Origin of the sequence: Paenibacillus sp. PsM32 (assembly GCF_030433815.1) — a bacterium.
Classification (GTDB): domain Bacteria; phylum Bacillota; class Bacilli; order Paenibacillales; family Paenibacillaceae; genus Saccharibacillus; species Saccharibacillus kyungheensis.
In genome coordinates, this window is the sequence record NZ_JARUWY010000001.1 from 394,958 (window position 1) to 407,260 (window position 12,303).

At 41.3% G+C, this 12,303-nt stretch carries 11 protein-coding genes; all 11 read right to left on the reverse strand.

Going from position 1 to position 12,303, the window contains the following annotated elements; genetic code table 11:
* Positions 1-208: 208 nt before the first annotated feature.
* The 11 genes from nrdR to QCD85_RS01950 all read right to left on the reverse strand — a co-directional run bounded on the left by nrdR (position 209) and on the right by QCD85_RS01950 (position 12,284).
* Positions 209-688, reverse strand: coding sequence for a transcriptional regulator NrdR (gene nrdR / locus QCD85_RS01900; RefSeq protein WP_204824817.1), 480 nt, complete (start codon positions 686-688; stop codon positions 209-211).
* Positions 689-811: 123 nt separating this feature from the next.
* Entirely contained in the window at positions 812-1,375 is a 564-nt protein-coding gene (locus tag QCD85_RS01905) for a lytic transglycosylase domain-containing protein (protein WP_273615540.1), read from the reverse strand.
* Positions 1,372-1,968: a dephospho-CoA kinase gene (gene coaE, locus QCD85_RS01910; RefSeq protein ID WP_301261482.1), complete on the reverse strand. Its 597-nt coding sequence runs from the start codon at positions 1,966-1,968 to the stop codon at positions 1,372-1,374. The genes QCD85_RS01905 and coaE overlap by 4 nt, the downstream gene beginning before the upstream one ends.
* A gap of 9 nt (positions 1,969-1,977) precedes the next feature.
* Positions 1,978-2,823, reverse strand: a complete 846-nt coding sequence (gene mutM / locus QCD85_RS01915) for a DNA-formamidopyrimidine glycosylase (protein WP_273615538.1) — start codon at positions 2,821-2,823, stop codon at positions 1,978-1,980.
* A gap of 129 nt (positions 2,824-2,952) precedes the next feature.
* A complete protein-coding gene (polA, locus tag QCD85_RS01920) occupies positions 2,953-5,619 on the reverse strand; it encodes a DNA polymerase I (protein ID WP_301261483.1) in 2,667 nt (888 codons plus the stop codon).
* 169 nt (positions 5,620-5,788) lie between these two features.
* Positions 5,789-6,448, reverse strand: coding sequence for a phosphate signaling complex protein PhoU (phoU, locus tag QCD85_RS01925; protein ID WP_273615536.1), 660 nt, complete (start codon positions 6,446-6,448; stop codon positions 5,789-5,791).
* A gap of 25 nt (positions 6,449-6,473) precedes the next feature.
* Complete coding sequence (pstB, locus tag QCD85_RS01930) at positions 6,474-7,229, reverse strand: phosphate ABC transporter ATP-binding protein PstB (protein ID WP_204824823.1); 756 nt, start codon at positions 7,227-7,229, stop codon at positions 6,474-6,476.
* A 132-nt stretch (positions 7,230-7,361) separates the two neighbouring features.
* Positions 7,362-8,549: a methyl-accepting chemotaxis protein gene (locus QCD85_RS01935; RefSeq protein WP_301261484.1), complete on the reverse strand. Its 1,188-nt coding sequence runs from the start codon at positions 8,547-8,549 to the stop codon at positions 7,362-7,364.
* Between the two features lie 125 nt (positions 8,550-8,674).
* On the reverse strand, positions 8,675-9,406 hold the full coding sequence (locus QCD85_RS01940; protein ID WP_301261485.1) for a response regulator transcription factor: 732 nt from the start codon (positions 9,404-9,406) through the stop codon (positions 8,675-8,677).
* Between the two features lie 89 nt (positions 9,407-9,495).
* Positions 9,496-11,313: a two-component system histidine kinase PnpS gene (pnpS, locus tag QCD85_RS01945; RefSeq protein ID WP_301261486.1), complete on the reverse strand. Its 1,818-nt coding sequence runs from the start codon at positions 11,311-11,313 to the stop codon at positions 9,496-9,498.
* Positions 11,310-12,284, reverse strand: a complete 975-nt coding sequence (locus QCD85_RS01950) for a bile acid:sodium symporter family protein (protein WP_273615533.1) — start codon at positions 12,282-12,284, stop codon at positions 11,310-11,312. The genes pnpS and QCD85_RS01950 overlap by 4 nt, the downstream gene beginning before the upstream one ends.
* Positions 12,285-12,303 lie beyond the last annotated feature (19 nt).

Below are 12,303 nucleotides of genomic sequence, written 5' to 3' on the forward strand. Positions count from 1 at the left end.
TAATCTTCAATTTGATATGGATTCAATCATAAATCGTAGTCGCTTCCATGCTTTTATAAAGAAATCGCCATGTATAAATATAAGATCACAAGAATAAGCAATATACCAAAAAGAGCACTCTACTTGTTACTGTAGAAGTGCTCTTTTTTTGAAATATACAATAGACGTTCATACCTTTATTAGCAATCTTAATGCGATCTAACAGGAATTAGCTATTTGAGCTATCGCTCTCGTCTTCTTTTGACAGCAGACCTTTGAGTTCTTTCATAAACATATTAATATCTTTAAATTGACGATATACCGAAGCAAACCGCACATAAGCTACTTCATCGACAGGATACAACTGTTCCATGACTAATTCGCCTACAGCACGACTTTCCACTTCTGCCATCGCTGTAGTATGTAGACTTTTTTCCACTTCAGAGACGATCATATCCAGTTGATCTACCGATACCGGACGTTTCTCACAAGCGCGAATCAGACCGCGCAGGATTTTGTCGCGACTAAATTCTTCACGACTTCCATCTTTTTTGATCACAATTAGCGGTGTTTCTTCCACCATCTCGAACGTCGTAAAACGGCGATTGCAACTTTCACACTCACGTCTACGACGAATCGATTTATTATCATTGGCTGGACGGGAATCCAGCACCTTGGTTCCATTGTGACTGCAATATGGACATTTCATTGCTCACGTCACTTCCTTTCTCGCCAACCGTTCATTCGGACATCATTTCAGTTAAGTTCATGCATATATATTCAGGATGTGAGTAAATATGAGTTACAGAATCCAACATAGTGCTTGTTCGATCTAAAAGGCATCGTATAATTCAGTATACTGCTTATAATAATATAATACACGTTGGACATAATGTCTCGTTTCCCCGAAAGGAATATCTTTGACATCTTCTAATGTACCGTCCCATTTGCCGGAACTTAGCCATGATTTTACATTACCAGGACCTGCATTGTAGGCTGCAATTACAGCGATTTTGTTACCACCGAACTGACGATTAAGCTGTCTAAGGTACCATGTACCAATCTGAATATTCGGATCGATCTCATGCTTGACCGTTTCCAGTGACATGTTGTCCAAGTGTGCTTGCTCCATAATCCATTGCGCCGTATTCGGCATCAGTTGCATAATACCGAGTGCGCCTTTTTTGGATTCCATACTGGGCTTAAAGTTAGTCTCGACTCGAATAATAGAAGCAACTAGAAAAGGATCGACTTCATAAGCAGACGCATGAGCACGAATCTCTTCTTTATACTCTATCGGATAAATCCATCCTAGCCAGCGACTATTGAAAAAAACCACAATCACAACAAGCACGAATAGCGGTAAAAGAAATCGTTTACGAACCAATTTCTTCATGAAAGACCTTTACTCTGCCAGAACTGTTCCAATTGAGCATACGTGTCCTCAAGGGTACCGCTATTATCAATTACAATGTCAGCTACTTTTTTCTTTTGCTCAATATCCATCTGAGCGTTAATCCGTTTCCAGGCTTGTTCTTCATTAAGTCCATCGCGTGAGATCAGACGCTGTAATTGAACAGGCTGAGGCACATATACGACCATAATCTGATCAAACGTATAGACCCCTTTGGCTTCCAACAACAGCGGAATATCTGCTACAACCAGTGTATCTGGATACTGCTGTTCTAACTCTACCGTACGTGTCTGAATCAATTCACGAATCGCTGGATGCGTAATATCTTCAAGCGACTTCCGTTCTTCGGGATGGGTGAAGATATGTTCCCCTAACTTTTTGCGATTCAGTGTTCCGTCTGCTTGCAACATGTCTGTGCCAAAGCGTTCTACCACTTGAGACAGCACAGGATGATTCGGCATCATCACTTCCCGCGCAATCAGATCCGCATCAATCAGCTTGGCTCCTTTGGATGATAACCATGCCGAGACAGAACTTTTACCTGTGGCGATTCCTCCGGTTAACCCGATATTCATGATATCACCTCAATGTTTCTGACGAGTAGGTAGCGGCTGACACACCGGACAAAAGTGTGTTCCTCTTCCGCCGACAACCGTCTTCTCGACAAGTGTTCCGCATTCATAACAAGGTTCTGCTTTACGACCATAAATACGTAGACTGTGCTGGAACATGCCCATTTCGCCTTGACCATTTACATAGGACTTGATCGACGAACCACCTGCTTCTACAGCATCTGCAAGTGTGGACACTATCGCTTCATGCAGACGGGTTAATTGTTCTGCTGACAATGTATTAGCAATCTGCTCTGGATGAATCCCCGAACGGAACAACGCTTCATCGACATAAATATTTCCGATCCCTACCACATACTTCTGATTGAGCAATACAGGCTTAATCATCGTACGGCGCTTGCTCATCATATGGATAAATTGCTCTGCTGTAAATTCCGGTGCAAGAGGTTCAAGCCCCAGATGCATCAGTGGCTTCGACTGCAAATCTTCATCTTTTTTGAACAAATGCATTGTACCGAATTGACGCACATCTTTGTACCGAAGTTCAGTACCATCTGTAAAATGAAAAATCACATGAGTATGCTTCTCAACAGGTTCATCCTGAGTATAGACCCCATAGCGCCCTTCCATACGTAAATGAGAAACCAATACCAAATGATCCATCACAATACGCAAAAACTTCCCGCGACGCTCTACTTTCTCAATCGTATGCCCTTGAAGCTCTATCTCAAACTGCTTATGATCATCTGGCAATTGAACAATACGTGGTAAAGATACCGTAACATGATCAATCGTTTTGCCGGCAACCAAGGTGTTTAACGTGCGTCTAACTGTTTCTACTTCCGGCAATTCCGGCATAACCTTTCACCTTACCTTTAATATAATAAATTTATTTTATATTGAATGAATTTGGATGTCCTTCTACATGCTCGGAGAGGAACTACCATCCCTCCGCTTCGCTTCTCTACCCTTTTAATTATAGACTATTTACTTCGCTTCATACCAGTTCGCACCATAGCTTACTTCAGCTTTGAGAGGAACCGATAAAGACAATGCTTTTTCCATCACTTCTGGTACCAATGTCTTCATTTGTTCTAGCTCATCAGCAGGGACTTCAAATACCAATTCATCATGTACTTGAAGAAGCATACGGCTGTTTAACTTATGGTCTTTGAGCGCTTGATCCATATGCACCATCGCTAATTTGATAATATCTGCGGCTGTACCTTGAATCGGTGTATTCATCGCTGTACGATTTGCAAAAGAGCGCAGATTAAAGTTAGACGAGTTGATATCCGGTAGATAACGACGACGTTCTAACATCGTTTTAACGAAGCCGTCTTTTTTCGCTTCGACTACGATATCATCCATATAACGGCTAACGCCTTTGAATACTTCTAGATATTGATTGATAAAGTCGCCTGCTTCTTTACGAGTAATGCCTAGATTTTGAGATAATCCATAATCACTGATTCCGTAGACAATACCGAAGTTAACCGCTTTGGCAGAACGACGCATATCGCCATCGACTTGCTCTTTGGTCACGCCGAATACATCCATCGCTGTTTTGGTATGAATATCCATATCATGCAAAAAGGCATCTTTCAAACCTGGATCATCTGCCATATGAGCAAGTACGCGCAGTTCGATCTGAGAATAATCGGATGATAAAATACTCCAACCACTTTCAGACGGCACAAATACTTTACGTAATTTACGTCCTTCTTCCAGACGAATCGGAATATTTTGCAGATTCGGGAACTGACTGGATAAGCGACCTGTTGCTGTAATCGTCTGACGGAAGAACGTATGCACTTTGCCAGATTTGGGATGAACTTCTTTCAGCAATCCTTCTACATAAGTGGATTGCAATTTGGCAAGCTGACGATACACCAGAATCAACTGCACGATATCATGATAAGGTGCTAATTTTTCCAGTACATCGGCACTGGTTGAATAGCCTGTTTTGGTTTTTTTCTCTACAGGTAGACCTAGACGATCGAATAAAATCTCACCTAGTTGCTTCGGTGAATTCAGATTAAATTCTACACCCGCCATGCCATGAATCTCTGTCACTAATAGATTAATCTTTTGTTCAAACTCTTTGCCCAGTTCACGCAATTCATCTGTATTTACAGCAACACCTTGTTTCTCCATATCCGCTAAAATACGGGACAATGGCATCTCTAGATCATTAAATAAGCTGGTCATTTCATTTTGTTCCAATTGTTCACGTTGTAATGGAACCAATTCACGAATCGCTGCTGTTTTGCGTGCAAGATGATGACTCAATACGTCTTCTTCAGGCACTTTATATTTAGCCCCTTTACCAAACACCGTCTCGTCTTCTGGCATATGAGGTAGACCATATTTGGCTCCAAGAGCATTTAAGCTTTGTCCTGATTCTGTAGGATCAAGCAAGTAGGCTGCAATCTGCACGTCAAAAGAAGCACCTGCAAAAGGAATATCGCTCCAGTACAATACAAGGTCTGCGCGATGTAGATCATGTCCATGCTTCGGAATCGATTCATCGGCTAACCATGCACGTACACCTGCTGCACGCTCACTAAGCAACGTCTCAGGCGTCATAAAGTAATACTGATCTGGCGCTGACAATACAATACCGACCAGTTCAGCATGATGCGGATTATCTCCATGACTTTCAATATGCAATACTTCGACAGCATTCAGTACTTTTTCCAATGCAGGAAGCTGTTCTTCGCCTACAATAGTTACTTCTAGTTCAGAAGCTTCCACTTGAGCAGGATCATGCAGATCTTCCCCATCAATATCAGACAGATTGAGGCGCTGAATAATCGAATTAAATTCTAATTTACGCAAAGCTACAATTGATGTTACCGGATTGAATCCATCATATTTCATACTTTCCCATGTCGCATCAAAAGGAACATCACGGAAAATAGTCGCTAACTCTTTACTCATCCGAGCATCATCGGCATGTGCTTCTACTTTTTCTTTCATTTTGCCTTTGAGTTGATCGGTGTTCGCTAAGACTTCTTCTACACTGCCAAATTGATGTAACAATTTGAGTGCTGTTTTTTCACCGACACCTGGAATACCCGGGATATTATCAGATGTATCACCCATCAATCCTTTTAGATCGATAATTTGAGCAGGTGTTAAGCCGTAACGTTCTTCGATTTCTGCTGGGCCGTAAGGTTCAATATCACTTACACCTTTGCGAGTGAGTGCAATTTTGACGTGATCTGAAGCCAGTTGTAGCATATCTTTATCACCACTAACGATCAGCACATTACGTCCTTTTTCTTCAGCCGTACGGGATAATGTACCAATAATATCATCAGCTTCATACGTATCTAATTCAAAGTACGTAATACCAAGACCGGTCAATAATTCTTTAAGCAATGGAAATTGCTCGGATAGTTCTGGTGGTGTTTTTTGACGTCCACCTTTGTAATCTCCATAAGTCGTATGACGGAACGTGATTTTACCTGCATCAAAAGCAACCATCACATGTGTTGGTTTTTCTTCTTCCAGCAAGCGAATCAACATATTGGTAAATCCATAGACTGCATTAGTATGCTGTCCACTTTTGGTTGTCATCGGTTGTTGCATCGCAAAAAAAGCACGATAAATAATACTATTTCCATCTATTAAAAGAAACTTTTCCATAGAACCTCCTGTAATTAGAACATCTCTATATTTAACCATGTACTGGTTGATGATTAGGATTAAGATTTGCTCTTTCTATGATACCACAAGCCCTTCTAATCAAAAAATAAAAGCACCGGATTTGTGTCCGATGCTTTGGGATTGCTTTATAATATAACCTATTTGTACATTAACGATTAAGATCAGGACGTACGCCTGTCACAAGGTAGACGACACTTTCGCCAATATTGGTGGCGTGATCTCCGATACGTTCGATATAACGTCCTGTCAGATTCAGCAACATCACTTGCGGGCCGTCTACCGCATGATCGATCATATAGTTGTGCAGTTCACGAATCATTCCACTATACATATGATCGACTTGATCATCGTCTACACCGACTTTATAAGCCAGATCTGTATTTTCATCCAGATACGATTGGATCGATTCTTTGGTCATTTGTCCTACGATATCTGCCATACGCGGAATATCTACTAATGGCTGAATCAATGTAGAGTCTTGTAGACGCAACGTTACTTTAGCGATATCGAGAGCCAGATCACCCATACGCTCCAGATCACTAGAGATTTTGAAAGCTACAATAATACGACGTAAATCTTTGGCTACCGGTTGTTGTGTTACGATCAGGCGTGAACCGATTTCCATCACTTTCTCTTCTAATTCATTTAACTTATAATCATTACCAATAATTATTTTTGCCTGTTCGATATCAAGGCGTTGTAGTGATAGCACAGCTTCTTCCAAAGCATGTACTACATGATCTCCCATAGCAGTGAGCAACTGACGTAGCTCTCCTAGACTTTGGTCGAATTCTTTCCGGTTGGGCATGAACAAGTCCTCCTTGGTGTAGGTATTAGCCGAATCTTCCCGAAATATAATCTTCTGTTCGAGAGTCCGTAGGGTTGGAGAACATCTCCGGTGTATCGGATGATTCCACAATTTCTCCATTTAAGAAAAACGCAGTCTGATCTGAAATACGCGCTGCCTGATGCATATTGTGTGTTACCATCACAATCGTATAATCCTTTTTGAGCTCACGCGTTAATTCTTCAATCTTCAATGTAGAGATTGGATCAAGTGCTGAAGTGGCTTCATCCATAAGTAGAATATCCGGTTGACCTGCTAGCGCACGCGCAATACATAGGCGTTGCTGTTGTCCACCGGATAAGCTAAGTGCAGAACGTTTGAGATAGTCTTTCACTTCTTCCCACAACGCAGACTGACGCAAGCTTGTTTCTACGATCTCATCTAGATCTTTTTTGGAAGTAACGCCATGTAGACGTGGACCATAAGCTACATTTTCGTAGATGGACTTGGGAAAAGGATTCGGTTGTTGAAATACCATACCTACTTGCTGACGCAAATTTTCGACTTCTACATTTTCTCCGTAAATATTAGAACCACTGATCTCCACTACGCCTTCGATGCGTGTGCCTGGAATCATATCGTTCATGCGATTCAATGTACGAAGCAATGTTGATTTACCACAACCGGAAGGGCCGATAAAAGCAGTAATCGCTTTTTCTTTAATATCCAAATTAATATGTTTAAGAGCCTGATGTTTCTCATAATACAGGTTCAATTGTTCAATACGTATAATCGCTGACACAAGGTACACTCCCCTGATTTTCAATTCATTTTCGGTGACAAATGTTTTTTACATCTATTCATCATAAATCATATTTGTAAATCCCATCAGTTCGAATTGTAAACGGAATGTAAAAAATGTAAGCCTGATAAATTAACGCTGTAAAGCTTGCGCAACGATACTGGTCAAATGATCCGCTTGATCAGCCGATTGCATCAATTGTTCTGCATTTTGAGAAGCTTGTTCTGCTTCGACTGTCATTTTGCCAAATAATTGATTCGCTTGCTGAATATAGATCATACTTTGATCCATCACTGTCTCGGTCGTATGAGTGGACGAAGCAGATTGCCCAATCATTTCACCAAGTCCGGTAAGTAACCGATTTACATCTGTAGAAAGAGTCGTAATATGCGAAGATAATTTGCGCATTTCTTCTGCGACAACAGCGAATCCTTGTCCTGCCGCTTTAGCCCGTGCTGCTTCTATCGAAGCATTAAGCGCAAGCATATTACTCTGACCTGCAAGATCAGTTACCGTATGCACGACTTTACTTGCTTGTCCTGTGTAATCAAGCATCTGTTCTGCGAGTGTACGCTGACGCACTACTAACTGTTGTACTTGCTGAAATTGTTGATGCGCTTGATTCAGATCCTGTTGCCCGGATATCGTCTGTTGCTTCATCAGATGAAGCTCTTGATGACTGGCTTGAGCAGCTTGTTGTACCACTTTGACCGCATCTCCAATCTGCTCAACAAACTGACGTGTGTCGTGCAAAGAAGAAATCCGTCTTTGTTCTGTAGCTAATTGCAGATGATTAGACAGCTCCATAATATCGCGTATCGTCACTATGCCTGCTAATCGTTCTTGATCTATTAATACAACACATTCATAAAAAGAATCGCCTTCACGAGCAAGCGCAGCATCGACCACGATCGAAGCTTCTGTATCGATATCCATTACTAGCATATTAGACTGACTAAACATCACTGTAGAACGAGTGTCATACAATTCACTAGCGAATCGGCTTGCCATATGTCGATAAAATTGTTCACGCATAACCAGACCTTCTGGGCGCTCCTGTTCATCACACAACACAATACAAGGAAGATGAGTCTGGCGCTTGAACCGAACAAAAGTGTCTCGGCATGTTTCTTGAGCACGAATAGCAGGCACTGTTATTACATAATGACGCAGACGAAGTTCTTTTGCGTCTGTGTGCATATGTGATTCTACCTCTGTTGCTATTATCTGATCTACAGGTTCTATAATCGCTTGCTTATTTTCTTTCTCTATATCAACCGGCTGCATGATTTCAGGTTCACGTATCAGCATGTCTAACATGATTGATGACCTCTCCTAACGAATTAATATAGTCTTTAAGACTCATAGACTAAGACTAAAGGATCAATGTAAAAATCAATCTTTTAAAATACGCTAAGTATGTAAAAAACGCTCGACACTCCATATTAAATGGAATGTTGAGCGCTTGTTTTTTTGCGTACTACTAATTTATAACCAACCCCACGAATCGAATCGATATGTACCGATTCAGGATCAAGTTCTAATTTTTTACGTAAAGAGCTGACATGTACATCGACAGTACGTTGACCACCAATATAATCGAATCCCCATACTGCATTCATCAGATCATCCCTTGTCATCACTACTCCTGGTTTGCGTGCCAGATAGAGCAAGACTTCAAATTCTTTCGGACGCAGTGTAATCTGTTGTGTACCGAGGGTCACTTCGTATTTATCAGGATAGATCGTTAAATCACCCAGTTCAATACGACTTTCATGCGATAACTCTTCTTCAGATTGATCTTCTCTACCTGTTGCACGACGTAATACAGCAGCTACACGTGCTAATAGTTCAGATACACCGAATGGCTTCGTAATATAGTCATCGGCTCCTGCTTTGAGTCCTTCTACCACTTCTTCTTCTGCATTTTTGGCTGTCAAAATGACTACAGGTGTACGAACCCCTGAACTGCGCAATTTACGCAAAATATCTAATCCCGCCATGCCCGGCAACATCAGATCAAGCAAAATCAATTCAAACGGCTCACTTTGCGCACGATCCAATCCTGCACTTCCGTGATCTTCTACAGTGACTTCATATCCTTCTTGTGTCAAATTGTAAGACAACAATCGAGATAACGTTGATTCATCTTCTATGACCAGTAATCGTTTAGCCATGATAACCTCCCACAAGGGTTCGCATTTCATACATCAATGTCAGCATATCACTCTTATGTTAACCCTGTGTAAAATGATGTAATAAAATATCAAATATCTGGTTCATCCTCTTGTAACAACGGCAAATTGACTGTAAATGTTGTTCCAATATTAACTTCACTTTCCACAGTTACCGTCCCGCGATGTAAATCAACAAGATGCTTAACAATCGATAATCCTAGACCCGTACCCCCTGAACTGCGTGAACGGGCTTTGTCTACTCGATAAAAACGTTCAAATATACGTGGTAAATCTTTTTTGGGAATACCCATACCAGTATCTCTTACATGGAAAAGAATACGCTCTTCTCCGTTGTCAGAACCTTTTTCCTCGACTGTTAATCTAACTTTACCACCATCTTGAGTATAGTTTACCGCATTAGAGATCAAATTGACAAAAATCTGCCGTAATCGATCTTCATCGGCTTCCATAAACATTTCTTCCGGTACATTCATATCTACCGTAATATTCTTTTTGGCAGCCGAAGAATTTAACATTTCCCGTATCGTATCGAAAAAAGGCTGTAAATGAATCGGTGAGAAGTTTAGTGGTGAACGCTTGGATTCAATTTTGGATAATTCCAGAATATCTCCGATCAGACGATTCAACCGCTCACTTTCATCATAAATAATTTGTAAAAAGGCACGCGATGTCTGTTCATCCTGTACACCGCCACCTAATAATGTTTCGGCAAATCCTTTTACAGCAGCAATAGGGGTTTTCAATTCATGGGATACATTCGCTACAAATTCGCTACGCATTTTTTCCAAGCGACGAATATTGGAAATATCCTGAATCAAGAACAACATCCCTCTGTACGTATCATCATCTTCAAACATCGGTACACCATCGATCTGAATCAAGCGTGGCTCTGGATCATACAATGTCTGTTCATCATGAATACGCTCTTTGCGTCGCAATCCTTCACCTAGTAACTTGGTCAATTCATAATGACGTTTTAATTCATGATAAGACTTACCGGTTAGACGCTTAGAACTGACTCCTAACACTTCTTCAGCGAACCGATTCACCAGTGCTACATTTCCTAATGAATTGACCATCAACATACCGCCAGTCATATTAGCCAGTACACTTTGTAGCAGGTCTTCGTTATCGCGAATAATTTTGAGTTGTTTTTCCAGACTATCTGCCATATTATCAATCGCTTTACCTAATTCACCAATTTCATCACGCCGTTCTAAGCGTACACGTGCGCCGTAATCCAGACGGGAAATACGATTGGCAACTACAGTGATATGTTCTAGTGGCTTAGTTAACCCAGACGCTACCCGATAACTCACTACAGCAGCGACTAGAAATAAGATCAGTAAGCTGATACCCATAACTGTCCAGGCGTTGCGTACCCCTACTTCTACCGCTTCCAGACTCATTGATAATCGAATATATCCATCAAACAGATTACCTGCTTTTACAGGAGCTGCAATATATAACATATTTTTGTCCAGTGTCGCACTATAACGAATCGCACTACCGACCCCACCCGCAGCAGCCGCGCGAATTTCTTCACGATCCATATGATTGTTCATCGTATGCGGATCACTTTCAGAATCGCCAATAACGGTTCCATCTTTTTCGATAAAAGTCACTCGTGAATCGGTTAAATTCCCTATCTGATGGGCTTCTTGCGAATAATATTGAAATACATCTTCAGAAGGCTGACCGTCTGTTCCTGTTGCTTTAAAATCAAATGTGGTTTCTAACAAACGGATCTCACGCACCATATTGTCTTCAAGTGTGGCAATATGTGAGCTTTTGAATATTTGTCCCATTGTGAGTGCTGCTGCTAGACCGAGTACGCCCAGCAGTATCATCAGAATCAATGTCAGACGAATGCGAAAAGGCTTCATGCATCTCTTCCTTTACGATAATTTGAAATACGCATAAAAATAGAATATTGGAGCGTTGCCATTGGTTGTTGTAACATAATCCCGAGTACGACTGGAACCGCAGTCTGAGGGCTAAAATAAGCCATCGCAATCACCATTCCGACCGAGATATTACGCATCCCTGAAGCATAGGCTAGTGTAACAGGCAATGTCTGCCCTTCTCCTTTGCGACGAAGTATAGCAGAAGCCACATAACCCAGTCCATAGCATAACGCAACCAGGAGCAATACAGACGGTACGACTAACAACAGATCCCGACGCAATGTTTGCAATTGAGGCGCAATAGCAGCGGCATTTAACAACACAACACCTGCAAAACATAACTTCGCTAATGGTTGAGTGATTGGAGCAGACCAATCTCTGAACTTGCCACCCGATATCTCGTACACGACCATACCTGCAAATGTAGGCAATACGATCAGTAACAATAAATCTTTGAACATATGTAAAGTATCGAACTGTATATCTGCACCGAAAAAGACCTCGATTAACAGGGGCACGACAAAAGGGCTAATGGCTGAATCTACGATTACTAGCGTCAATGCTAACGCCACATTACCGAAAGACATTCCTACCCATAATACAGAGGATACGCCTAATGGAATCGCTGCAAATAGCACCAACCCTACTGTATATGGTGAATCGCTACCAAATAGCAACAATCCCAATCCATATGCGATAAGTGGCGCAGCCACATGGGCTAGCAAAAGAGTAACAATAATCGGTGCAGGTCTGGTCAATACGCCTTTTAAATGATGTCTTCCACAACCAAGTCCCATCACAAATGTAACATAAGCAAATAAGCCTGGAATCCAACCGACAAAAGGTAATAATGGCTTGGATATAAAGAATCCCAGAACCAGTGTACATGGAATAATCAAAAACATATACTTTTCAAACAAACGAGTAAATGTAGCTGCGTGTTCTCTCATTATGTAGTCATCATCTCCA